The 23,379-nt window shown below is 69.7% G+C and carries 20 protein-coding genes, 1 tRNA gene and 1 pseudogene; 12 read left to right on the top strand and 10 right to left on the bottom strand.

Translation table 11 applies throughout. The features are described from left to right. Position 1: 1 nt before the first annotated feature. The 6 genes from EDD90_RS32270 to EDD90_RS32245 all read left to right on the top strand — a co-directional run bounded on the left by EDD90_RS32270 (position 2) and on the right by EDD90_RS32245 (position 4,825). Positions 2 to 76 (top strand) — tRNA-Gln (locus tag EDD90_RS32270). A 111-nt stretch (positions 77 to 187) separates the two neighbouring features. Continuing rightward, positions 188 to 1,636: a bifunctional UDP-N-acetylglucosamine diphosphorylase/glucosamine-1-phosphate N-acetyltransferase GlmU gene (gene glmU / locus EDD90_RS32265; protein ID WP_123976414.1), complete on the top strand. Its 1,449-nt coding sequence runs from the start codon at positions 188 to 190 to the stop codon at positions 1,634 to 1,636. A gap of 141 nt (positions 1,637 to 1,777) precedes the next feature. After that, positions 1,778 to 2,758, top strand: coding sequence for a ribose-phosphate diphosphokinase (locus EDD90_RS32260; RefSeq protein ID WP_123976413.1), 981 nt, complete (start codon positions 1,778 to 1,780; stop codon positions 2,756 to 2,758). A gap of 213 nt (positions 2,759 to 2,971) precedes the next feature. Then, positions 2,972 to 3,568, top strand: a complete 597-nt coding sequence (locus EDD90_RS32255) for a 50S ribosomal protein L25/general stress protein Ctc (protein ID WP_123976412.1) — start codon at positions 2,972 to 2,974, stop codon at positions 3,566 to 3,568. A gap of 74 nt (positions 3,569 to 3,642) precedes the next feature. Next, on the top strand, positions 3,643 to 4,260 hold the full coding sequence (gene pth, locus EDD90_RS32250) for an aminoacyl-tRNA hydrolase (RefSeq protein ID WP_123976411.1): 618 nt from the start codon (positions 3,643 to 3,645) through the stop codon (positions 4,258 to 4,260). 76 nt (positions 4,261 to 4,336) lie between these two features. Further along, on the top strand, positions 4,337 to 4,825 hold the full coding sequence (locus EDD90_RS32245; protein WP_398926136.1) for a hypothetical protein: 489 nt from the start codon (positions 4,337 to 4,339) through the stop codon (positions 4,823 to 4,825). An 80-nt stretch (positions 4,826 to 4,905) separates the two neighbouring features. On the opposite strand, the gene ppc is transcribed toward EDD90_RS32245, so the two are convergent. Continuing rightward, positions 4,906 to 7,638, bottom strand: a complete 2,733-nt coding sequence (ppc, locus tag EDD90_RS32240) for a phosphoenolpyruvate carboxylase (protein ID WP_123976409.1) — start codon at positions 7,636 to 7,638, stop codon at positions 4,906 to 4,908. Between the two features lie 302 nt (positions 7,639 to 7,940). Between ppc and EDD90_RS32235 the strand changes: the two genes are divergently transcribed. After that, the gene (locus EDD90_RS32235) at positions 7,941 to 8,954 is read left to right on the top strand and encodes an acyl-CoA desaturase (RefSeq protein ID WP_123976408.1); all 1,014 of its coding nucleotides are present in this window, start codon (positions 7,941 to 7,943) and stop codon (positions 8,952 to 8,954) included. Then, entirely contained in the window at positions 8,951 to 9,625 is a 675-nt protein-coding gene (locus tag EDD90_RS32230) for a TetR/AcrR family transcriptional regulator (protein ID WP_123976407.1), read from the top strand. The genes EDD90_RS32235 and EDD90_RS32230 overlap by 4 nt, the downstream gene beginning before the upstream one ends. Before the next feature lie 283 nt (positions 9,626 to 9,908). On the opposite strand, the pseudogene EDD90_RS32225 reads toward EDD90_RS32230, so the two are convergent. Together EDD90_RS32225 and EDD90_RS32220 are read right to left on the bottom strand one after the other, a co-directional pair. Beyond that, positions 9,909 to 10,265, bottom strand: a pseudogene (locus tag EDD90_RS32225) (VOC family protein); the annotation flags it as partial. Beyond that, positions 10,265 to 11,080, bottom strand: a complete 816-nt coding sequence (locus EDD90_RS32220) for a trans-aconitate 2-methyltransferase (RefSeq protein WP_123976406.1) — start codon at positions 11,078 to 11,080, stop codon at positions 10,265 to 10,267. The gene EDD90_RS32220 and the pseudogene EDD90_RS32225, both read right to left, overlap by 1 nt. A gap of 89 nt (positions 11,081 to 11,169) precedes the next feature. Here EDD90_RS32220 and EDD90_RS32215 point away from each other — a divergent pair, with 89 nt between their 5' ends. Next, positions 11,170 to 11,667, top strand: a complete 498-nt coding sequence (locus EDD90_RS32215; RefSeq protein WP_123976405.1) for a MarR family winged helix-turn-helix transcriptional regulator — start codon at positions 11,170 to 11,172, stop codon at positions 11,665 to 11,667. A 121-nt stretch (positions 11,668 to 11,788) separates the two neighbouring features. Here the strand turns inward: EDD90_RS32215 and EDD90_RS32210 are convergent, their stop codons facing one another. Then, positions 11,789 to 12,562 carry a response regulator transcription factor gene (locus tag EDD90_RS32210; RefSeq protein WP_123976404.1) on the bottom strand — a complete coding sequence of 258 codons (774 nt, stop codon included), beginning with the start codon at positions 12,560 to 12,562 and terminating at the stop codon, positions 11,789 to 11,791. A 260-nt stretch (positions 12,563 to 12,822) separates the two neighbouring features. Here EDD90_RS32210 and EDD90_RS32205 point away from each other — a divergent pair, with 260 nt between their 5' ends. Continuing rightward, complete coding sequence (locus EDD90_RS32205) at positions 12,823 to 13,281, top strand: N-acetyltransferase (protein WP_185149291.1); 459 nt, start codon at positions 12,823 to 12,825, stop codon at positions 13,279 to 13,281. A 3-nt stretch (positions 13,282 to 13,284) separates the two neighbouring features. On the opposite strand, the gene galK is transcribed toward EDD90_RS32205, so the two are convergent. From galK to galT, 3 genes are read right to left on the bottom strand one after another with little or no spacing between them, the layout of a single operon-like run. Next, a complete protein-coding gene (gene galK, locus EDD90_RS32200) occupies positions 13,285 to 14,439 on the bottom strand; it encodes a galactokinase (RefSeq protein ID WP_123976402.1) in 1,155 nt (384 codons plus the stop codon). Beyond that, a complete protein-coding gene (gene galE, locus EDD90_RS32195; RefSeq protein WP_123976401.1) occupies positions 14,440 to 15,408 on the bottom strand; it encodes a UDP-glucose 4-epimerase GalE in 969 nt (322 codons plus the stop codon). Continuing rightward, on the bottom strand, positions 15,408 to 16,466 hold the full coding sequence (gene galT, locus EDD90_RS32190) for a galactose-1-phosphate uridylyltransferase (RefSeq protein WP_123976400.1): 1,059 nt from the start codon (positions 16,464 to 16,466) through the stop codon (positions 15,408 to 15,410). Before galT ends, galE begins: the two co-directional genes overlap by 1 nt. A gap of 136 nt (positions 16,467 to 16,602) precedes the next feature. Here galT and EDD90_RS32185 point away from each other — a divergent pair, with 136 nt between their 5' ends. Together EDD90_RS32185 and EDD90_RS32180 are read left to right on the top strand one after the other, a co-directional pair. Continuing rightward, on the top strand, positions 16,603 to 18,315 hold the full coding sequence (locus tag EDD90_RS32185) for a sodium:solute symporter family protein (RefSeq protein WP_123976399.1): 1,713 nt from the start codon (positions 16,603 to 16,605) through the stop codon (positions 18,313 to 18,315). A 27-nt stretch (positions 18,316 to 18,342) separates the two neighbouring features. Continuing rightward, positions 18,343 to 18,678 carry a hypothetical protein gene (locus EDD90_RS32180; RefSeq protein ID WP_123976398.1) on the top strand — a complete coding sequence of 112 codons (336 nt, stop codon included), beginning with the start codon at positions 18,343 to 18,345 and terminating at the stop codon, positions 18,676 to 18,678. 84 nt (positions 18,679 to 18,762) lie between these two features. Here the strand turns inward: EDD90_RS32180 and EDD90_RS32175 are convergent, their stop codons facing one another. The 3 genes from EDD90_RS32175 to EDD90_RS32165 all read right to left on the bottom strand — a co-directional run bounded on the left by EDD90_RS32175 (position 18,763) and on the right by EDD90_RS32165 (position 23,222). Beyond that, entirely contained in the window at positions 18,763 to 19,452 is a 690-nt protein-coding gene (locus tag EDD90_RS32175; protein ID WP_123976397.1) for a response regulator transcription factor, read from the bottom strand. A gap of 238 nt (positions 19,453 to 19,690) precedes the next feature. Continuing rightward, positions 19,691 to 21,388 (bottom strand): PQQ-binding-like beta-propeller repeat protein, encoded by a 1,698-nt coding sequence (locus EDD90_RS32170; RefSeq protein ID WP_123976396.1) that lies wholly within the window; start codon positions 21,386 to 21,388, stop codon positions 19,691 to 19,693. Positions 21,389 to 21,473: 85 nt separating this feature from the next. Next, positions 21,474 to 23,222, bottom strand: a complete 1,749-nt coding sequence (locus tag EDD90_RS32165; protein WP_123976395.1) for a PQQ-binding-like beta-propeller repeat protein — start codon at positions 23,220 to 23,222, stop codon at positions 21,474 to 21,476. Positions 23,223 to 23,379 lie beyond the last annotated feature (157 nt).

Raw genomic sequence — 23,379 nt, 5'->3', positions numbered from 1 at the left:
TTCCCCCGTGGTGTAATTGGCAGCACTGTGGCTTTTGGTGCCATCTGTCCGGGTTCGAGTCCTGGCGGGGGAGCCATGCTCGGTTCGGGCCCTGACAGCACCGTCAGGGCCCGCTCCCATGTCCCCCGTGAAACGCCCCGGTATCCTGCGGATGTCCCCACCCGTCCAAAAGCCGAAGGGCACATCCGTGAGCGCCATTCGCCCGGCAGCCGTCGTCGTTCTCGCAGCGGGTGAGGGCACCCGTATGAAGTCGGCCACACCCAAGGTCCTGCATCAGCTCTGTGGCCGTTCCCTGGTGGGTCATGTGCTCGCCGCCTCCCGTGAGTTGGACCCCGAGAACCTGGTCGTCGTCGTGGGGCACGCGCGTGAGCAGGTCGCCGCGCATCTCGGCGAGGTCGACGCCGCCGTCCGCACCGCCGTGCAGGAGCAGCAGAACGGCACCGGGCACGCCGTGCGGATGGCGCTGGAGGAGCTGGGCGGAGCGGTCGACGGGACCGTGGTCGTGGTCTGCGGGGACACCCCGTTGCTGACCGGGGAGACGCTGACGGCGCTCGCCGGGACCCACCACGCCGACGGCAACGCCGTGACCGTGCTGACGGCGGAGGTTCCGGACGCGACCGGTTACGGCCGTATCGTGCGCGACGAGGTCTCCGGGGCCGTGACGGCCATCGTGGAGCACAAGGACGCCTCCGACGCGCAGCGGGCGATCCGGGAGATCAACTCGGGTGTGTTCGCGTTCGACGGGCAGTTGCTGGCGGACGCGCTGGGGAAGGTGCGGACGGACAACAGTCAGGGTGAGGAGTACCTGACCGATGTGCTGGGGATCCTGCGGGAGGCCGGGCATCGGGTGGGGGCCTCGGTGGCCGGGGATCACCGGGAGATCGCCGGGATCAACAACCGGGTGCAGCTGGCGGAGGCGCGGCGGATTCTCAACGACCGGTTGCTGGAGCGGGCGATGCTCGCGGGTGTGACGGTGGTGGATCCGGCCACGACGTGGGTGGATGTGACGGTGACGTTCGAGCAGGATGCGGTGGTCAACCCCAACACCCTGCTGCAGGGTGACACGCATGTGGGGCAGGGTGCGGAGGTCGGGCCGAACAGCCGGCTGAAGGACACCAGGGTCGGTGCGGGGGCGCGGGTGGACAACACGGTGTCCGATTCCGCTCATATCGGTGCGGACGCGTCCGTGGGACCGTATGCCTACCTGCGGCCGGGGACCCGGCTGGGGGCGAAGGGCAAGATCGGTACGTACGTGGAGACGAAGAACGCGTCGATCGGGGAGGGGACGAAGGTTCCGCATCTCTCGTATGTGGGTGACGCGACGATCGGCGAGTACTCGAACATCGGTGCGGCGAGCGTGTTCGTGAACTACGACGGGGAGAGCAAGCACCACACGACGGTCGGGTCGCACTGCAAGACGGGTTCGGACAACATGTTTGTGGCTCCTGTCACGGTCGGGGACGGTGCGTACACCGCTGCCGGCTCTGTGATCACGAAGGATGTGCCGCCCGGTTCGCTGGCCGTGGCCCGCGGTCAGCAGCGGAATATCGAGGGTTGGGTGGCCCGGAAGCGGCCGGGCAGCGCGGCGGCGAAGGCTGCCGAGGCGGCTTCCCGGCAGGGCGCGAGCGAGGACTGACCGGAAACAGGTGCGCCGAAGACGTCGTACCGTGATAAGTGCACACCCGCACCTAACCAGCTGATTCGGCCTCCCGCGCCCGGCACACAGGGCGCTGGAGATCCAGCTGTACGGCTGAGACACCTCTGAGGAGACAGTGCTGTGACCGGGATCAAGACGACCGGCGAGAAGAAGATGATGTTCTTCTCCGGCCGCGCCCACCCCGAGCTTGCCGAGGAGGTCGCCCACCAGCTGGGTGTCGGGGTCGTCCCGACGAAGGCCTTCGACTTCGCGAACGGTGAGATCTACGTCCGCTATCAGGAGTCGGCGCGTGGTGCCGACTGCTTCGTGATCCAGAGCCACACGGCTCCGATCAACCAGTGGATCATGGAGCAGTTGATCATGATCGACGCGTTGAAGCGTGCGTCGGCGCGTTCCATCACGGTGATTGTGCCGTTCTACGGTTACGCGCGGCAGGACAAGAAGCACCGGGGCCGTGAACCGATCTCGGCGCGGCTCATCGCCGATCTGATGAAGACGGCGGGTGCGGACCGGATTCTGACGGTGGACCTGCACACGGACCAGATCCAGGGGTTCTTCGACGGTCCGGTGGACCACCTGTTCGCGCTTCCGCTGCTGGCGGACTACGTGGGCTCGAAGGTGGAGAAGGACAAGCTGACGATCGTGTCCCCGGACGCCGGCCGGGTGCGGGTGGCGGACCGCTGGTGCGACCGGCTGGGTGCGCCGCTCGCCATCGTGCACAAGCGGCGTGACAAGGACGTGGCGAACCAGGTGACCGTCCACGAGGTCGTGGGTGAGGTCGAGGGCCGGGTGTGTGTCCTGGTCGACGACATGATCGACACGGGTGGGACCATCTGTGCGGCCGCGGACGCGCTGTTCGCGCACGGTGCGGAGGATGTCATCGTGACCGCCACGCACGGCGTTCTCTCCGGTCCTGCGGCGGACCGGTTGAAGAACTCGCGGGTGAGCGAGTTCGTGCTGACGAACACGCTGCCGACGCCGGGTGAGCTGAGCCGGGATCTGGACAAGATCACGGTGCTGTCGATCGCGCCGACGATCGCGAGTGCGGTGCGTGAGGTGTTCGAGGACGGTTCGGTGACGAGCCTGTTCGACGAGCAGTGAACAGCGAGCAGTGAGCTGTAAAAACGCTTCTGCATGATCGCCCGCGCCCGGAGGGCGCTGATGATCGATTTTCCTGTGGCCTCTCGCGCCGAGTAGACTTCTGAAGTTGCTCGGCGAGGGAGGCCACGCCTCCGTTATCGACGCGCTCTTCGTAGCAGGCCGTTCGTGGCCGGGTGACCACGTCCGTATCTACCTCTACGAGGAGTGATCCACATGTCCGAGGTGAAGCTCGCCGCCCAGACGCGCACCGAGTTCGGCAAGGGTGCCGCGCGTCGTATCCGTCGTGACGCCAAGGTTCCCGGTGTGCTGTACGGCCACGGTTCGGACCCGATCCACCTGACCCTTCCGGGCCACGACCTGCTGCTCGCGCTGCGTACGCCGAACGTCCTGATCTCCCTGGACATCGACGGCAAGACCAACGAGCTGGCGATCCCGAAGTCCGTGCAGCGCGACCCGATCAAGGGCTTCCTGGAGCACGTCGACCTGCTGCTGGTCAAGCGTGGCGAGAAGGTCACGGTCGAGATCCCGGTCCACACCGAGGGTGAGCTGGCCGCCGGCGGCAACCTGCTGGAGCACGTCCTGAACGCGCTGCCGGTCGAGGCCGAGGCCACCCACATCCCCGAGGCCGTCACCGTCTCCGTCGAGGGCCTGGAGGCCGGTGCCTCCGTCCTCGCCAAGGACATCGTCCTGCCGTCCGGCGTGACGCTGGCCGTCGAGGAGGACGCGGTCGTCCTCCAGGTTCTGGCCGCGCAGGCGGAGGAGGCCCCCGCGGGCGAAGAGGCCGCGGGCGAAGAGGCCGCCGAGGCCTGATCCTCACCTTCGTTCCATCGTTCGTCAGCCGCTGCTTCCTTCCGGGAGCGGCGGCTGGCGCGTATCAAGGAGACATGCACGTGACCACCCCCGCAGGCGCCTCGCCCGCCAACGCCCCCTGGCTGATCGTCGGGCTCGGGAACCCGGGTCCCGAGTACGCGGCGAACCGGCACAACGTCGGTTTCATGGTGGCGGATCTGCTCGCCGGGCGGATCGGGGGGAAGTTCAAGCGGGCCGGGAAGGCGCAGGCGCAGGTCGTGGAGGGGCGGATCGGGGCGCCGGGGCCGGCGAACCGGCGGGTGATCCTGGCCAAGCCGATGTCGTTCATGAACCTGTCCGGCGGGCCGGTGAACGCGTTGCGGGACTTCTACAAGGTGCCGCTCGCCAATGTCGTCGCGGTCCACGACGAGCTGGACATCGACTACGGCGTGCTCCGTCTGAAGCTGGGCGGCGGGGACAACGGCCACAACGGGCTGAAGTCGATGACGAAGGCGATGGGGGCGGACTACCACCGGGTGCGGTTCGGGATCGGGCGCCCTCCGGGTCGTATGCAGGTCGCCGACTTCGTGCTGAAGGACTTCTCCTCGGCCGAGCGCAAGGAACTGGACTACTTCGTGGACCGGGCGGCCGACGCGGTGGAGGCGCTGGTGACCGAGGGGCTGGAGCGGGCGCAAAGCACGTACAACTCCTGACTTGTCCCCTGTTTGTTCCCCGCTTGCCCCCTACGGAAGTTGACCGACCGTAGGGAAATGGCCAATGATCCCGGCCATGCCTGCTGCCTCAGCCGCCTCCTCCCGTACGGCTCCGGTCGACGCGCTGCGTGTCGTGTCGATGGGGGCGGTCGCCGTGCTGATCCTGATCGCCGGTGTGTGGGGCTCCTGGGGCACCGCGCAGCACGTGATGCTGACGAAGGGCAAGGAGCGGGGCACGATCAAGGTGGCCGCGTGCGGTGCGGACACCTGCTCGGGGCCGTTCACGCCCGTCTCGGCGGGGGCGTCGGCACGCTCCGGTGTGGTGATCGACAAGTCGGTGGCGGTGCGCAAGGGGCAGACGTACGACGTGATCGTGAAGCCCGGCACCGATGACGTGGTCCGGTCGGGTCCCGCCGGGGTCCTGTACTCGTGGGTGCCGCTGGGCGGTGCGCTGCTGCTGGCGTCGGTGGTGGTGGCCGGGGGGCTGCGGCTGACGCGGGTGGGGTGGGTGCTGGGCGGTTCGGGGATCGCGCTGCTGACGGCGGCGTTCTTCGCGGTGCAGTAGACACAGCGGTGCAGTCGACACATACGGCTGTGCCCCCGGGTGTACGACCCCGGGGGCACAGTCATGTCCGAAGGTGGCGGTCAGCCGGTGTTGCGCAGGCCCGCCGCCACGCCGTTGACCGTGAGGAGCAGGGCGCGGGAGAGCAGCGGGTCGGCCGGCTCGCCCGCCGCGGCCGCGTCGCGCTGGCGCTTGAGCAGGGCCACCTGGAGGTAGGAGATCGGGTCCAGGTAGGCGTCGCGGATGGTGAAGGTCTGCTTGAGGACCGGGGTGGCGTCCAGCAGGTCGGCCTCGCCGGTGATCTTCAGGACCTCGGCGACGGTCAGCTCGTGCTCGGCCCTGATGGTGTCGAAGACGTGCTTGAGCTCGTCGGGGACGAGGGTGTCGACGTAGTGCTGGGCGATCCGCAGGTCGGTCTTGGCGAGGGTCATCTCGACGTTGGAGATGAAGTTGCGGAAGAAGTGCCACTGTTCGTGCATCTCGTCCAGGACGGTGTCCAGGCCCGCCTCGCGCAGCGCCTTCAGGCCGGAGCCGACGCCGAACCAGCCGGGGACGATCTGCCGGGACTGGGTCCAGCCGAACACCCAGGGGATGGCCCGCAGTCCGTCGAGCGAGACGCCGGAGCCGGGGCGGCGGGAGGGCCGGGAGCCCAGGTGCAGGTCGGCGAGCTGGTCCACCGGCGTCGACGCGAGGAAGTATGTCGGCAGGTCCGGGTCCTCCACCAGGCGGCGGTAGGCGCCGTGGGCCGCGTCCGAGACCACGTCCATGGCCGCGTCCCAGCGGGCCAGGGCCTCCACCGACTGGCGGGGGGAGGTGTGCAGGGCCGAGGCCTGGAGGGTGGCGGCGACCGTCAGTTCCAGGTTCTCCCTGGCCAGGGACGGGATCAGGTACTTGTCGGAGATGACCTCGCCCTGTTCGGTGACCTTGATCTCGCCCTCCAGGGTGCCCCAGGGCTGGGCGAGGATCGCGTCGTGCGAGGGGCCGCCGCCGCGCCCGACGGTGCCGCCGCGGCCGTGGAAGAGGCGCAGCCGGACGCCGTAGCGGTGGGCGACGTCGCGCAGCCGGCGCTGGGCGCGGTGGATCTCCCACTGGGAGGTGGTGATGCCGCCGAACTTGGAGGAGTCGGAGTAGCCGAGCATGACCTCCTGGACGTCCCCGCGCAGTGCCACCAGACGGCGGTAGGAGGGGTCGGAGAGCATGTCCTCCAGGATGGTGTCGGCGGCCTTGAGTTCGTCGGTGGTCTCCAGGAGGGGGACGATGCCGACCTTCGCCCAGCCGCCGTGCAGGTCGATGAGTCCGGCCTCGCGGGCGAGGACCGCTGCCGCGAAGACGTCGTCGGCGCCCTGGCACATGGAGATGATGTACGACTCGATGACCTCGGGTCCGAAGACCTCCAGGGCCTTCTTCACGGTCTGGAAGACGCCGAGGGTCTTCTCGCCGGCCGCGTCGACGGGCGCCGGGGTCGGGGCGAGCGGCCTGCGGGAGCGGAGTTCCTTGGCGAGGAGCTTGCCGCGGTACTCGCGGGGCATGTCGGAGTAGCGCCAGGACTCCTCGCCGAGGCGGTCGAAGAGCTGGCCGAGGGCGTGGTGGTGGGCGTCGGCGTGCTCGCGGACGTCCATGGTGGCGAGCTGGAGGCCGAACGCGGCGAGCGTGCGGATCGTCCGGGCCAGCCGGCCGTCGGCGAACAGGCCGCCGCGGTGGGCGCGCAGGGAGGTCTGGATGATGCGCAGGTCGGCGAGGAGTTCGGCGGTGCCGAGGTAGTCCGCGCCGGGCTCGTGCGGGGTGCCGGTGGCCAGGCGTCGCTTGGTGTTCTCCAGCTTCTGCCGGATGCAGGTGGCCTTGAGCCGGTAGGGCTCCTCGGCGTTGAGGCGCTTGTAGCGGGGGCTGATCTCCGGGAGCCGGTCGAGGTCGGCCCTCAGGGACTCCAGGAGTTCCTCGGTGGCGCCGGTGTAGCGGATGGAGTTGGAGAGGAAGCCGCGGAGTTCGTCGATCATCTCCAGGGCGTCGTTGATGCCGTGCTCGTGCTGGAGGATCAGGACGTCCCAGGTGACCTGGGGGGTGACGTTGGGGTTGCCGTCGCGGTCGCCGCCGATCCAGGTGCCGAAGGTGAGCGGGCGGGTGTCGTCGGGGAGCTTGACGCCGACCCGCTCCAGCTCGGCGGTGAGGTCCTCCAGGACGTCTCCGACCGCGTCTGCGTGCAGCTCGTCGAGGTAGTAGACGGCGTTGCGGGCCTCGTCGGCCGGTTCGGGGCGTACGACGCGCAGTTCGTCCGTCTGCCACACCAGGTCGATGTTCTCGGCGAGGCGGATGTCGGTGCGGCGGCGGTCGGACTCGATGACCGGGGTGTCCAGGAGCGCGGCGATGCGCCGGAGCTTGTTGAGGACTGAACGGCGTGCGGCCTCGGTGGGGTGTGCCGTGAAGACCGGGCGGACGTTGAGGTTCTGGACGGTCTGGCGCAGGTGGTCGGCGTCGGCGTCCTTGAGCCGGTCGGCGGTGCGGGCGAGGAGACCGCCCTCGGCGGCGCGGCGGGTGCGCAGCTCGCGGCCGCGGTGGACCTGCTCGGTGACGTTGGCGAGGTGGAAGTAGGTGGAGAAGGCGCGGACCAGCTTGGCGGCGGTCTCCAGTTCCGTGCCACGCAGCAGTTCGGCGGCGGCCTCGCCGTCCTCGCGGGTGAGACGGCGGACCCTCTCGACGAGCTCCAGCAGCTCGGGGCCCTCCTGCCGGACGAGGGTCTCGCCGAGGAGGTCACCCAGTCGCCGGATGTCGGCGCGCAGCTCACTATTGGTCGTGGTGGTCTGGTCGTCGGCACTGCTCACAGGTGCGGCTCCTTGCAGTGTTGAAGCTCGTCTGGAGGGGACCCGTCCGTCAGCCGCGCGGCGCATTGGTCGCATACGGGCCGGACATCCGGGAAGGAAACAGAGCGGACCGCGCTGTCCGACCGACTCCAAGGATAGGTGTCCATGAGGACGCGCAGGCTCTCGGGCTCTTGCTGCGAGACGCCTCGCTGCCATACTTACGTCGCCGTAGGTTACGGAACCGTAGGGAATGAGTTCTAGAGTCCCGTGCGGTGGCCGCGGATCGGCACCTGTCTCAACCCTCGACCCCACAGGGGACGCGCATGACCTCGTCTGGTTCCGATGTGATCGAAGACGCCCAGAAGCCCGCCGGCACCTCGCTTTCCTCCGCCACTCTGGGCGGCGAGCGGAAGGGTTCGATCGAGCAGATCACCCTGTTGCTGTTCATCGTCGTGCCGTTCCTCGCGCTGCTGGCGGCGGTGCCGCTGGCCTGGGGCTGGGGAGGCGTGAGCTGGCTCGATCTGGGCCTGCTGGTGTTCTTCTACTACCTGGGCTGTCATGGTGTGACGATCGGTTTCCACCGTTATTTCACGCATGGTTCGTTCAAGGCGAAGCGGCCGCTCAGGATCGCGCTGGCCATCGCGGGCTCGATGGCGGTGGAGGGGCCGCTGGTGCGCTGGGTGGCCGACCATCGCAAGCACCACAAGTTCTCCGACGCCGAGGGCGACCCGCACTCTCCGTGGCGGTACGGGGAGACCGTGCCGGCGCTGATCAAGGGCCTGTGGTGGGCACACATCGCCTGGATGTTCGACGAGGAGCGGACCCCGCAGGACAAGTACGCGCCCGACCTGGTCAAGGACCCGGCGATCCGGACGATCTCCCGGCAGTTCATCTACTGGACGATGCTGTCGCTGGGACTGCCGCCGCTGATCGGCGGGCTGGTGACGATGTCCTGGTGGGGCGCGTTCACCGCGTTCTTCTGGGGTTCCCTCGTACGGGTGGCGTTGCTCCACCATGTGACGTGGTCGATCAACTCGATCTGCCACGCGGTGGGCAAGCGGCCGTTCAAGTCGCGCGACCGCTCCGGGAACGTGTGGTGGCTGGCGGTGCTGTCCTGCGGCGAGTCCTGGCACAACCTGCACCATGCCGACCCGACCTCGGCACGGCACGGGGTGGAGCGGGGCCAGCTGGACTCGTCGGCGCGGATCATCCGCTGGTGCGAGCAGCTCGGGTGGGCGTACGACGTGCGCTGGCCGTCACGCTCGCGTATCGATTCGCGCCGTAACACCGGGGAAGGCGGCTCTCGACAGGGGGCGGAGGCCGTCGAGGCGGCATGATTGACGGCGTGGCGACCGACTCCAGCACCCCCAGTCCCGAAAAGCAGCGGCGGGCGCGTCGTACCCGTATGACGGGTGCGGAGCGCCGCCAGCAGCTGTTGGAGATCGGTCGCACGCTTTTCGCGGCGAAGGGCTTCGAGGGCACGTCGGTGGAGGAGATCGCGGCGAAGGCCGGGGTCTCCAAGCCGGTGGTGTACGAGCACTTCGGCGGCAAGGAGGGGCTGTACGCGGTCGTGGTGGACCGTGAGATGCGCCGGCTGCTGGACATGGTGACCAGTTCCCTCACGGCCGGGCATCCGCGGGAGCTGCTGGAGCAGGCCGCGTTCGCGCTCCTGGACTACATCGAGGAGTACACGGACGGCTTCCGGATCCTGGTCCGGGACTCCCCCATTCCCCAGTCGACCGGTTCCTTCGCCTCCCTGATCTCGGACATCGCCACCCAGGTGGAGGACATCCTGGGCCGCGAGTTCAAGTCCCGCGGCTTCGACCCCAAGCTGGCCCCGCTGTACGCGCAGGCGCTGGTGGGGATGGTCGCGCTGACCGGCCAGTGGTGGCTGGACGTGCGCCGCCCGAAGAAGGCGGAGGTCGCCGCCCATCTGGTGAACCTGTCCTGGCACGGCCTGGACGGGCTGGAGCAGAAGCCGCGGCTGATAGGGCACCGGAAGGCGTGAGCGCCTTCGCGGGCGTCAGTGCTGGTCAGTGCTTGAAGATGTCCTTGGTCTTCTCCTTGGCCTGGCGGGCGTCGCCCTTCGACTGTTCGAGGCGTCCTTCGGCCTCCGCGGGCAGGTCGTGCGTCGCGCGTCCGCCGATCTCCTTGGCCTTGCCCTTGATCTGTTCCTTCTTGGCCTTTGCCTTCTGGTGTCCTGACACCGTCGATACCTCCTGACCGGGTCGGACTTCCTGGTCAGAACGCCGGGTAACCGTGATCGGGCCGGGGCAAACGGCGGCTTGGGGCATCGGCTCCAGGAACTCCAGGCGGTTGCCGACCGGGTCCTGCGAGTAGAAGCGGCGGTGGCCGGGGAGGTCGTCGTCCCAGGTGACGGTGGCACCGCCGGCGGCGAGCCGGTCGGCGTATGCCTGGATGTCCGTCACGCGCAGCCCGGGGTGGGCCTTCCGCGCCGGGCGGAAGCCGTCCTCGATGCCCAGGTGCAGGTGCACGGCCCCCGCCCGGAACCAGCAGCCGCCGCGGGCCGCGAGCGCGGGCGGCTTGGGGATCTCCGTCATACCGAGCACGTCGGTGTAGAAGGCGCGCAGGAGGTGCTCGCGGCCCGGGGGCGCGGCCAGCTGGACGTGGTCGACGGCGGTGAGCATCAGCCCTCCGCCTTGCGGGCGACGGCGAAGATGCGGCGGAACGGGAACGGGGTGCCGTGCGGGCCGGCCGGGTAGGCCTCGCGCAGGGCGGCCCGGTACTCGGCGAGGAACGCGTCCCGGGCCCCGGGGTCGTCGGCGAGGGCGGTGAGGACGGGCCGCAGACCGGTGCCCTTCACCCAGTCCAGGACCGGGTCCTCGCCGGTGAGGAGGTGGACGTACGTCGTCTCCCAGACGTCTGCGGTACAGCCGAGCGCGGTCAGGTGCTCCAGGTAGGTCCCGGGTTCGAGGACGGCGTCGTCGTGGCGGAGGATCTCGGCGAGCCGGTCGTGCCAGCGGGCGGAGTGGGCGAGGGTGCGCATCAGCCGGTGGCTGGGGGCGGCGAAGTTGCCGGGGACCTGGAAGGCGAAGGTGCCGCCGGGGGCGAGGGCGGCGATCCAGTCGGCGAAGCGGTCGGCGTGCCCGGGGACCCACTGGAGCGTGGCGTTGCTGACGATCAGGTCGTACGAGGTGTCGGGCGCCCAGCTGCGGACGTCGGCGTGGGCGAAGTCGAGGCGGCCGCCGCCCGCGGTGGGCCCCGCGTACTCCACGAGCGCCTTGTCGAGCATCTCCGGCGAGTTGTCGTAGCCGGTGATGTGCGCGGTGGGCCAGCGTTCGGCGAGCAGGGCGGTCATGTTGCCGGGGCCGCAGCCGAGGTCGGCGACGACCGGGGGCTTTCCGGGCAGGCCGGGAACGCGGGCGAGGAGGTCGACGAAGGGGCGGGCGCGGTGGTCGGCGTGCCGGAGGTACTGGGCGGGGTCCCAGGTGGGAGAGGTCATGTACGACACGTTCCCGCCTTCGGTCTCTTGATGTCAAGAGACTCGACATCAAGAGACTTCACATCGACACAACCACTACACTGATCGCCATGGAGGACGAGGTCGATCGGCTGGTGGCTGCGTGGCGCCGGGAGCGCCCGGACCTCGACGTGGAGCCGCTTGAGGTGCTCAGCCGGGTGAGCCGACTGGCCCGGCACCTGGACCGGGCACGTCGGCTGGCCTTCGCGGAGCACAGCCTGGAGCCCTGGGAGTTCGACGTGCTGACCGCGCTGAGGCGCGCGGGGAATCCGTACCAGCTCTCACCCGGGCAGCTGCTGACGCAGACCCTGGTCACCTCGGGCACGATGACCAACCGGATCGACCGGCTGGCCAAGAAAGGCCTGGTGGAGCGACTGCCGGACCCGAGCGACCGGCGGGGCGTGCTGGTGCGGCTGACCGAGGAGGGCCAGGACCGCGCGGACCAGGCCCTGGCCGGCCTCCTCGCCCAGGAACGCGCGATCCTGGCCGAGCTCTCCCGCACACAGCGATCCGAACTCGCCGGTCTGCTACGCCAGTTGACCGCCCCGTTCGACAACATCCCCGGCTAGACGCTCCGCTGGACGTGCCGCGGCAGGCCGTCGGTCGGCCGCGGTGCCGTCGTGGCTGGTCACGCAGTTCCTCCCCCGGCTTTCGGCCGGGGGTACCCACGGCGCCCCTTCGGGGCGCCGGTCAGGCGCTGCTGCTTTCCTCCGACATGATCCGCCCGGCAGGCCCCAGGTCCACCGGCCCCACCCCGGCCCGGCGGGCGAGTGCGACCGCGGCCAGTGTGCTGTGGACGCCCAGTTTGCCGAGGACGTTCTGCATATGGGTGCGGACGGTGTGCGGGGACAGGAACAGGCGCTCCGCGACCGCCTTGCGCCCCAGGCCCGCCACCATGCACCGGAGCACTTCCCGCTCCCTCGGCGTGAGGGACTCCACCAGCCGTTCGCTCTCGGTGCGGTGCTTGCGCGCGGCCGTCAGCTCCCGCAGGACGCCCGTGAGCAGGGCGGGCGGCAGATGCGTCTCGTCGCGCAGCACGCCCCGGATGACGTTCAGCAGCCGGGACAGCGAGCAGTCCTTGGCGACCCAGCCGGAGGCGCCGGCCTGCAGGGCCAGGGCCGCCCGTCTGGGGTCGTCCTTCTCGGCGAGGACGACGACGCGGACGGCGGGCTGGGCCGAGCGGACGCCCGTGACCAGCGATATCCCGTCGACCAGCCCCTCCTCGTTGCCCACCTGCACCGGCACGGCCGGGCGGCCGCCGGGCAGTTGACCGCCCAGATCGGCGTCGACGAGCAGCACGTCGTAGCGGCGGCCCTCGGCGACCGCGCGCTCCAGGCAGCGCAGTGCCGCCGGACCGCTGCCGGCCGCGGACACGTCGACGTCGGGCTCGGCGGCCAGTGCGGCGGCCAGCGACTCGGCGAAGATGCGGTGGTCGTCGACGACCAGAACTCGGATGCGAACCACGAAACCCCCTTCCCCAGGCTCTTCACGAGCAGGGGATACCTCAAGGTCCGGAGAACGACGAACCATGCGGACACGACACCCGCGGGAGGGTGTAACCGCACGGCCGCCGCCGTGCCTGAACTGCTACCCCCAGCGCGGGCGTCGTACCCGACTTGTCTCGCCCCCTGATCAGCACCGGCCCCCACCGGTACCGCTCCTCAGAGTACGGCCGGGGGCCGGGAGCGGAAGGCAATTTGCAGAACTGCCCGGCCGACGCGTTTATGGTGTGCCGCATGTTTCGTATTGAGGCGGAAGTCGACAGGGAACGGCGGGATCTGCTCCGCACCAGGCTGCGGGACACCAATACGGCGGCGTCCCCGGTCCTCGCCGCCCTGCGCGGCACCCCCGGCGAACGCGAAGCGCCTTTGCACGTGTGGGCGATGGACGAACGCTCGGGCGAACTGGCCGGCGGTCTGGTCGGCCACACCTGGACGACCTGGCTGCATGTCACCTACCTGTGGGTGGACGGCCGGCACCGCGGCGCGGGCCTGGGCGGCCGGCTGCTGGCCGAGGCGGAACGCATCGCGGGGAGGGACCGCGGCTGCACCGGCGCCCGACTGGAGACCTGGGACTTCCAGGCCCCGGAGTTCTACAAGAAGCAGGGCTACGACGTGGTGTGCGTGATCCCGGACTATCCGCCCGGGATCACCGAGTACACCCTCGTGAAGCGGCTGGGCTGACGCTCAGACCTCCCGCCGCGCCCCCGCCGAAGGCACCGCCTCGAACGTCCGCGGTGCCTTGAAGCCGCCCGCCGCGAAGGCCTCCTCGACCGCCTTGGTGATGGTGTCGACGTCGGCCGCCTCCGCGAGGACGATCGCCGAGCCGCCGAAGCCGCCGCCGGTCATCCGGGCGCCCAGGGCGCCGGAGGCGAGGGCGGTGTCGACGACCAGGTCCAGCTCCGGGCAGGAGATCCGGAAGTCGTCGCGCAGCGAGGCGTGGCCCGCGGTGAGGACCGGGCCGATGGCGCGGGTGTCGCCCGCCTCCAGGAGGGCCACCACCTGCTCCACCCGCTGGTCCTCGGTGACGACGTGGCGGACCAGGCGCCGTACCTCCTCCTCGTCACCGAGGCGGTCGAGGGCGGAGTCCAGCTCGTCGTAGGGGATGTCCCGCAGCGCGTCCACCCCGAGCAGGGCGGCGCCCTTCTCGCAGCCCGCGCGGCGCTTGCCGTACTCGCCGCCGCTGTGGGCGTGCTTGACCTGGGTGTCGACGACCAGCAGCCGCATGCCCTCGGCCGCGAGGTCGAAGGGGATCTGCTTCTGCGAGAGGTCGCGGGTGTCCAGGAACAGGGCGTGGCCGGCCTCGCAGCAGGCGGACGCGGTCTGGTCCATGATGCCGGTCGGCGCCCCGACGTAGACGTTCTCCGCGCGCTGGCACAGACGCGCCAGCTGCCAGCGCTGCAGGCCCAGTTCGTACAGGTCGTTCAGCGCGAGGGCGATCACCACCTCCAGGGCCGCGGAGGAGGACAGGCCCGCACCGGTCGGGACCGTGGAGGCGAGGTGGACGTCGGCGCCGGTGACCGGGTGGCCGGCCTCGCGCAGCGCCCAGACCACGCCCGCCGGGTACGCCGTCCACTCCTGGTCGGTGCCGGGCTCCAGGGCGTGCAGGGCGAGTTCGACGACCCCGCCCTCGATGTCCGAGGAGTGCAGGCGCAGCACGCCGTCGGTGCGGCGGGCGACCGCGGCCGTTGTCACGTGCGGCAGCGCGAACGGCATCACGAAGCCGTCGTTGTAGTCGGTGTGCTCGCCGATCAGGTTGACCCGGCCGGGCGCCGACCAGACGCCGTCGGGCGCGGTTCCGTAGAGCTCCACGAAACCGTCGTGCACCTGCTGTGCCCCCACTTACTGCTCCCTTGCTGCGCTGATGTGCTGCGCGAACTCCCAGGCGTCCGCGACGATCCCCGCGAGGTCCGCGCGGGTCGGGTTCCAGCCCAGCTTCTCGCGGGCGGTGGCCGCCGAGGCGACCAGGACCGCCGGGTCGCCGCCCCGGCGGGGGGCCACGACCTCGGGGATCGGGTGGCCGGTGACCTGCCGGACCGTCTCGATGACCTCGCGGACCGAGAAGCCCTCGCCGTTGCCGAGGTTGCAGATCAGGTGCTCGCCGGGCTGTGCGGCCGTGAGGGCCAGCAGGTGGGCGTCGGCGAGGTCGGCGACGTGGATGTAGTCGCGGATGCAGGTGCCGTCGGGCGTCGGGTAGTCGTCGCCGAAGACCGAGATGGCCTCGCGGCGGCCCTGGGCGACCTGGAGGACCAGGGGGATCAGGTGCGACTCGGGGTTGTGCCGCTCGCCCTGCGCGCCGTAGGCGCCGGCCACGTTGAAGTAGCGCAGGGAGACCGCGCCCAGGCCGTGGGCGGCGGCCTCGCCGGTGATCATGTGGTCGACGGCGAGCTTGGTGGCGCCGTACGGGTTGGTGGGCTGCGTCGGCGCGGTCTCGACGATCGGGACCTGCTCGGGCTCGCCGTAGGTGGCCGCCGTGGAGGAGAAGACGAGCTTGCGGACGCCGGCCTCGCGCATCGCGCCGAGCAGCGCCATGGTGCCGCCGACGTTGTTGTCCCAGTACTTCTCGGGCTTCACGACCGACTCGCCGACCTGGGAGAACGCGGCGAAGTGCAGCACCGCCTCGTAGGAGGAGTCGAGCCACTTGGCGGCGTCGCGGATGTCGCCCTCGACGAAGGCGGCGCCCGCCGGGACGCCCTCGCGGAAGCCGGTGGAGAGGTTGTCCAGGACGGTGACCTCGTGGCCCGCCTCCAGCAGGTGCTGGGCGACCACGCTGCCGACGTATCCCGCCCCGCCCGTCACCAGGTACTTCATCAACTCGCTACCTCTCGCAGTCGCTCGGCCGCGCGCTCCGGCGGCACGTCGTTGATGAACACACTCATGCCGGATTCGGAACCCGCGAGAAACTTCAGCTTGCCGGACGTTCGGCGGATGGTGAAAAGCTCGAGGTGGAGCGCGAAGTCGTCGCGCGTGACACCCTCGAACTCCTCCAGCGTCCCGAACGGCGCCTGGTGCCAGGCGGCGATGTAGGGCGTGGGAGGTTCACCCTCACCGAAGATACGGTCGAAGCGCCTCAAGAGTTCCAGATAAACCTGGGGGAACTCTGAGCGTGCCGCCTCGTCGAGTGCGAGCAGGTCCGGGACCCGGCGCTTGGGGTACAGGTGGACCTCGTAGGGCCAGTGTGCCGCGTACGGCACGAACGCGACCCAGTGTTCACCCTCAAGGACGACCCGCTCGTCGCCCAGTTCCCGCTCCAGGACGGCGTCGAAGAGGTTCTCGCCGCCGGTGGCCTCCTTGTGGGCCGCGAGTGAACGCAGCATCAGGGCGGTGCGCGGGGTGGTGAACGGGTAGGCGTAGATCTGGCCGTGCGGGTGACCGAGCGTCACGCCGATCTCCTCGCCGCGGTTCTCGAAGCAGAACACCTGCTCGACGGAGGGGAGATGCGACAGCTCCGACGTCCGGTCGGTCCACGCGTCCAGGACCAGGCGCGCCTGCTCCTCGGTGAGGCTCGCGAAGGACGCGTCGTGGTCCGAGGTGAAGCAGACCACCTCGCACCGCCCGGAATCGCCGGCCAGCGAGGGGAACCGGTTCTCGAAGACCACCACGTCGTACGACGAGTCCGGGATCTCGCTCAGCCGGTCACCCTTGGTCGGGCACAGCGGGCACTGGTCGGCCGGCGGGTGGTAGGTGCGGCCCTGCCGGTGCGAGGCGATGGCGACCTGGTCGCCGAGCAGCACATCGCGGCGGATCTCGGAGGTGGTGTGCGTCCGCTCCAGGGGACGCCGGTCCACCGCGTCCCGCACGGTGTCGTCGCGCAGGTCGTAGTAGATGAGCTCGCGACCGTCGGCCAACCGGGTCGAGGTCTTCTTCACTGCGGACTCCCGAATATCGAGCGTTGTTCGAGTCGGCCAACCATCAAACAGAACCGAACACACCAAAACACAACTCACCACGACAGTCAACATCGCAATCAATCAAGGTGAGACAACGAAAGTGTTGAATTACTGGGTGCAGAACCCCACAAATGCCCATGAAAACCCCACACGCCTCGCGGCGGACCTCGCGGCGGAGCTGCGGCTCCCCACCAACGGCCTGGACTACGCGATCCTCGCGATCTACTTCGTGGTCGTCCTGGGCATCGGCTTCGCCGCCCGCCGCTCGGTGAAGACGAGCCTCGACTTCTTCCTCTCCGGGCGGTCGCTGCCCGCCTGGATCACCGGCCTCGCCTTCATCTCGGCGAACCTGGCCGCCACCGAGATCCTCGGCATGGCCGCGAACAGCGCGCAGTACGGCGCGTACACCGTGCACTGGTACTGGATCGGCGCGATTCCGGCCATGGTCTTCCTCGGCCTGGTGATGATGCCCTTCTACTACGGCAGCAAGGTCCGCTCGGTCCCCGAGATGCTGCTGCTCCGCTTCGACAGAGCCGCACACCTGCTCAGTTCGATCCTGTTCGCCTTCGCCGCCATCCTCATCGCGGGCGTCAACCTGTACGCCCTCGCGATCGTCGTCGAGGCGCTGCTGGGCTGGCCGCAGTGGGTGGCGATCGTGGTGGCGGGCGCGTTCGTGCTGGCGTACATCACCCTCGGCGGTCTCTCCTCGGCCATCTACAACGAGGTGCTGCAGTTCTTCGTGATCCTGGCCGCCCTGATCCCGCTGTCCGTGCTCGGCCTGAAGAAGGCCGGCGGCTGGGACGGCCTGGTCGACAAGCTCACCGCCACCCACGGCCACAACTTCACGACCGCCTGGGGCGGCACCGGCATCGGCTCCGTCAACCCGCTCGGCGCGAACTGGCTGACGATCGTCCTCGGCCTCGGCTTCGTGCTCTCCTTCGGCTACTGGACGACGAACTTCGCCGAGGTCCAGCGCGCCCTGTCGGCGAAGAACCTCTCCGCCGCCCAGCGCACCCCGCTGATCGCCGCGTACCCGAAGATCTTCATCGTCTTCCTGGTGATGATCCCGGGCCTGGTCGCCGCCGCGCTGGTGCCGAACATCGGCAGGTCCGGGTCCGGCCTCCAGTACAACGACGCGATCCCGTACCTGATGTCGCAGCTGCTCCCCAACGGCGTCCTCGGCATCGCGGTCACCGGTCTGCTGGCGGCCTTCATGGCCGGCATGGCGGCCAACGTGTCGTCCTTCAACACCGTCTTCACGACGGACATCTGGGCGAAGTACGTGGTCAGGGGCGAGGAGGACGCGTACTACGTGCGCTTCGGACGCCTCATCACCGTGATCGGCGTCTGCGCGTCCGTCGGTACGGCGTTCCTCGCGTCGTCGTTCTCGAACATCATGAGCTACCTCCAGACACTGTTCTCCTTCTTCAACGTGCCGATGTTCGTCGTCTTCATCGTCGGCATGTTCTGGAAGCGGGCCTCGGCGAAATCCGGCTTCTGGGGGCTGCTCGCGGGGACGGTGACCGCGATGGTCAACTACTTCGTCCTCTACAAGCGGCACATCATCGACATCCCCACCGACCAGGGCGCCAACTTCGTCTCCGCGATCGCCGGCTTCGTCGCCGGCGCGGTGGTGATGGTGATCGTGTCCCTGTTCACCGCGCCCAAGCCGGAGGCCGAGCTCGCGGGCCTGGTCTACGGCACGCGCTCCCCCGGCATGACCGAGGCGCCCGCGCCCGGCGACGAGGCGTGGTATCGCAGGCCGGCGCTGCTGGGCTGGGGGGCGGTGGTCCTCGCGGCCCTCTGCTACATCCCGTTCTCGATCTGATCGCCGCCGCTGAAGAATGGAAGCACCATGAACGACGACTCCGGGCGCCCGGAGCACTCCGGGTTCCACTACTCCGAGCAGGACGTCCAGCGCGAGGTCACCGAGCTGGAGAGCAGGTCCACGACCGCCGCGCGGATCTTCGACCTGCGGCGGATCATCGGTGGGCTGTTCGTGCTGTACGGGATCATCGTCACGATCGCCGGGATCACGGACTCGCAGGCCGAGATCGACAAGGCGCAGGGGATCAACATCAACCTGTGGACGGGCATCGGGATGCTGCTGCTCGGGGTGTTCTTCCTGGTGTGGCTGTGGCTTCGGCCGACCCCTCCACCGGTGCCTCCGGTGGAGGAGGCCGAGAACTAGCTGCCGGTGGTTGTTCGGCTGCGGGTGTGTGGGGGCTGGTCGCGCCCGCGCGGCGGAGCCGCACATTGATACAGCCTCGCGCCCCTAGGGAATCTCGCTCCCGCCGTTCAGAGGTCCCGCCCGGTCCAGCAGCCCTGTTCGTGCCGCCAGTGCCGCTGCCTCCAGTCTCGATCCCACGCCCAGTTTCATCAGGACCCTCTGCACATGGGTGCGGGCCGTGCTCGGGGCGATGCCCATGCCGGCGGCGATCAGCCTCGTGTCCTCGCCGTCGGCGACGCGCACCAGGACCTCGACCTCCCTCGGGGTGAGTATCTGGAGGAGCCGCTGGCCCTCGTCGTCCGGCTGGGCGGCGGGGTTGAGGAGTTCGCTGAACGCGCTCTGGAGGAGGGCGGGCGCGACGGCCGCCTCACCCGCCCGCGCCTTCATGATCGCCCGCTCGACGCCCTCTATCCGCTCGTCGTGCCGTACATAGCCGGACGCACCCGCGGCGAACGCCGCCGCGATGCCCCGCGGGGACGGCACCGGGCCCAGTACCAGTACCGCGACCTGCGGGCGTTCCTTCTTGATCCGCACCACCGGGTCGAAGATCCCCGGCTCGGCCGGTGTCGCCGTACCGAGCAGGCACACCTCGGGCGCCCGTGTGATCACCAGCTCCGCCGCGCCCGCCGCCGGGGCGGCCGCCGCGAGCACCCGGTGGCCACGCAGTTTCAGCGCCGAGGCCAGCGCCTCGGCGAGCAGACGGTGGTCGTCGACCACCATGAGCCGCACTCCCATAGAGCAACCCCCCAGTCCCCCCAATGGATGCCCCACTATGGATGCCCACTGGTCCGCATGGACAGAGGGCCCCCCGGCACCTCGTCCTTCATGCCCCCGGAAGCTACACGCTTGTTCGACGTTGCGCTGCCCCTACCGATGAGAAGTGCCCCGGATCGGAGGAATCTCTTGCTTTTCTGGTATTCGCGGGTGAAGAGCGCGTACCGGGTGATGCCGGGTGCGGCCGTCTGACGAGGTGTCAGCCACCCGTACCGAACGCGGCGACCAGGTACTCCTTGCCCGCCGACGACGAACTCGCGGTACGGGCGTACACGGCCGACATGTACAGGTGCCCCTGGGAGTAGAGGACCTCAGCGTACTCGGGCGACAGGCTGGTCTCGATCGCCTTGACCGCCACGGTCACCGGGTTCTCCAGCAGTTTGGTCTCCTTGAACGAACCGCCGTCGATACTGACGATCTGACCGCCCTTGTCGTACGGCGCGTTCTTGTACGCGATCACGTTCGGACCGTCCATGCGCAGGGGCGTGATCGTGTAGCCGTTCCCGGCGTCGGCGCGCTGGCCGGTCTGCTCTCCGGTGGCCAGGTCGAAGGCGACGATCTCGTTGGTCCTCGTGCCGTCCCCGCTGCCGTCGTGCTCCTCGGTGGCCAGGTACAGCCGGTCGTTGCCGACCGTCACGCCCTTGCACTTCTCCACCTCGTAGATGCCGTCGCAGCGGACCGCGTACGAGCTGCCCGGGGTGGAGATACGGGTGCGCAGCTTGCCGGTCCTGTTGTCGATGGAGAAGACGTCCGAGAAGCCGCTGCCGTCGCCCGCGCTGTCGTTGACGTCGGCGGCCACCACCAGCGGGTCGGTCGACACGACGCTGGCGTAGTCGATGCCCGACGTCATCGTGTACTCGGAGATCACCTTGCCGGAGGCCGGGTCGAGGGTCTGGATGTGCAGCTGTCCGGTGTCGCCGCTGCCGCACCTGCGGACCGCAACCAGCTTGGTGCCGCCGCCGTAACCGGCGTCGTAGCAGCCGTCGCCCGGCTTCGGCTGCCACCGGACCGTGCCGGAGGAGAGGTCGAAGGCGGCGCCGCCGCTGGTGCCGCCGACCGCGACCGTCTGCTGGGCCACCGTCACATTGTTGAAGTCGACCGCTATGTCACCGGACTTGATCGACTTGGTCCACAGCCGTTTGCCGGCGTTCAGGTCGATCGCGGCGACCTGGCTGCAGCCCGCCGAGGAGCCCTTGGGGGGTGTCCTCGGCTGGAAGACGACCGCCGTCCTGCCGTCCGCGCTGACGCGCCCGCTGGCGTAGCAGACCGGGCCGGGCAGCGGGACCGTCCACAGCTTGGCGCCCGAGTCGGGGTCGTAGCCGACGATCTCGCCGACGCCGCTCTTCGCGTACACCTTGTCGGTGAGCCAGGAACCGGCGGTGACCGTCGTGTCCTTCGTCGTGGGCAGCGGGACCTGGAAGAGGACCTTGGAGGTGGTGTTCGCGGGCACCTTCTCGGTGCCCTTGCCGCCCTCACCGTCCTTGCCGGTGTCCTTTCCACCGGTGCCGCCGCCGGAACTCGCGGTGTCGTCCTTCTTCCCGTCGCCGCCGGAGGAGTGGGCGTACCAGATACCGCCGCCGACGATCAGCGCGATCGCGACGACCGCCGCGATGACGATGAACAGCGCGGCGTTGTTCTTCGGCTTGGACGGGATCGGCATGGTGGGCGCGGTGGGGCCGCCCGGGTACCCCGGGTAGCCGTAACCGGACTGCTGGGCATAGGGGTTGGGGCCCGTGGGGGGCTGGGCCGGGTAGCCGTAGCCGGGCTGCGCGGGCTGGGGCGGCTGCTGGGGGTAGCCGTAGCCCGGCTGGGGGGCCGGGGGCCGGGGCTGCTGCGCAGGCCCGAACCCGGGCTGCTGTGGGGGCTGGTTGGGCGGCGGAGGGGGCGGCTGGGTCATGACGGGGTACCTCGGAGGACGGCGCGCGAGACGGTTGCGGACGGCACGGGGTGACGGACTGCGGACGGCGCGGGACGGGCCGCGCTCAGTTGCCGAAGGCCATCATCAGCTTCTCCTTCGCTTGGTCGCTGCCGGTCAGCCGCGTGGAGGAGACGTAGAAGCGACCGTCGACCCAGTCGACGGCGCCGTCGTAGAAGCTGTCCTCGATGTCGGCGGTGTGCTGCGGGTTCTGCAGCAGCCTGGTGGTCTCGTGGCTCGCGCCGGCGGTCGGGACCGACACGACCTGGCCGCCCGCGTCGTACGACGGCCGTACGTACGCGACGAGCTTGCCGCCCTCGGCCTTGACCGGGTACATCGACTCGTCCGTCGGGGACTTCACACGCCACTTCGCCCTGCCGTCGGCGAGGCTGATCGCGACGATCTCGTTGGCGCCGCCGCTCACATCGGTCGGCAGGTAGAGGGTGTCGGCGTCGGCGGCCACGCCCTGGCAGCCCTGCAGGTCACGGGTGAGGAGCGCCCAGCCGCACTGGGGCGCGAACTTCTCGTCGACCTTGACCTCGGAACGGAACGTGCCCTTGCCGTCCAGCGTCGAGATGTTCCAGGCCTTCTTGTCCTCGTTGGTCATGTAGACCACGAGCGGGTCGACGGAGTAGGTCCGCTGGACCTGCCAGCCCTTCTTGACCGGCTGGGTCCACTCGACCCTGCCGGTGGCCGGGTCGAGCTGCGAGATCTCGTCGTGTTCGTCGCTGCCGCCGGCATCGCAGGATGCCACCTCGATCAGCCGGTCCGTGCCGCCCGCGAACGCCGTCGGGAAACAGGCCGTGCCGTACTTCTTCTTGTCGTACAACTTGTCGCCGCTGCCGAGGTCGTAGGCCGTGCCCGACTCGGAACGGCCGACCATCAGTGTCTTTCCACTGATCGTCAGAGCGATGCTGAGCGCGCTGTCGAACAGCCCGCCGTCCGCGACGGTCGCGGTCCAGCCCTTGTTGCCCGTGTTGAGATCGATCTCCTGCAACTGGTTGCACTTGGCCTGGTCGCTGGTGCCGTTCATGTAGGCCACGACGACCTTGTCGTCCGCCGACTTGTGTGCGGTGACCGCGCAGATCTTCTGCGGGAACGTGATCGGGGCCCAGGTCGGGTTGCCGTTGCCCACGTTGTAGGCGAAGACCTGCTTGTACGCCGCCTTCACCGCCGTCTTCCCGGTGATCCACATGCCGGGGGCGTCGGCGCCGTTCGCGGGCGCGTCGGGCGCCGACTTGTACCAGAGCACCTTGGCCTCGCCGGGCTTGCGGCCCGTGTTGAGGTTCTCCGGGTCCTTGCCGCCGTTTCCGCTGCCGTCACCGGGGTTGACCGGGGTGCCGGAGGCCTTGGGGTCGTCCGACTGCCGGGCGACCGGCTTCTTGCCACCGCCCCCGCCGCCGGTCACGGCGTACACCGTGCCGCCGACGACCAGCAGCCCCGCCACCGCCGCCGCGACGACCAGTGCGGGCCTGCCCCTGAAGGGCCCGCCGCCGCCCGCGCCGCTGCCGGGCGGCGGGGTCGTCACCGGCCCACCGGGGTACGGCGGTTGCTGGGGGTACCCGTACCCCGGCTGCGGCCCGTACGGGCCCGGTTGCGCGTAGGGTCCGGGCTGCTGCGGGTAGCCGTATCCGGGGTGCGGCTGCTGGGGCGGGACCGGGGATCCGTAGGGCGGCTGGGGAGGAAGAGGCGGAGGCGCGCCGAAACCTCCCTGCGCGGGCGGCTGTTGCGGGGCACCGAAGCCACCGGCCGGCGGCGGCTGGTCCTGCGGTGCTCCGAAACCGCCCTGCGGCGGCTGGTCGGGCGGCTGAGTCATCAGCGTTCTTCCCCCTCGTTCACTGATTTTTAGCCACGCCTGAGGCTCGTGACGGCCCCGAGGCCGTTCTCAGACAGTTCTCAGACGGACCTTTCTACCACCCGGCACCGACAGGCCACGGGCCCACATCTGCCGCTGTTCCCGAGGGAGAACCGCC

The sequence above is a fragment of the Streptomyces sp. Ag109_O5-1 genome (genome assembly GCF_003814875.1).
Lineage (GTDB): Bacteria > Actinomycetota > Actinomycetes > Streptomycetales > Streptomycetaceae > Streptomyces > Streptomyces sasae.
This window is presented reverse-complemented; position numbering and strand designations above follow the sequence as displayed.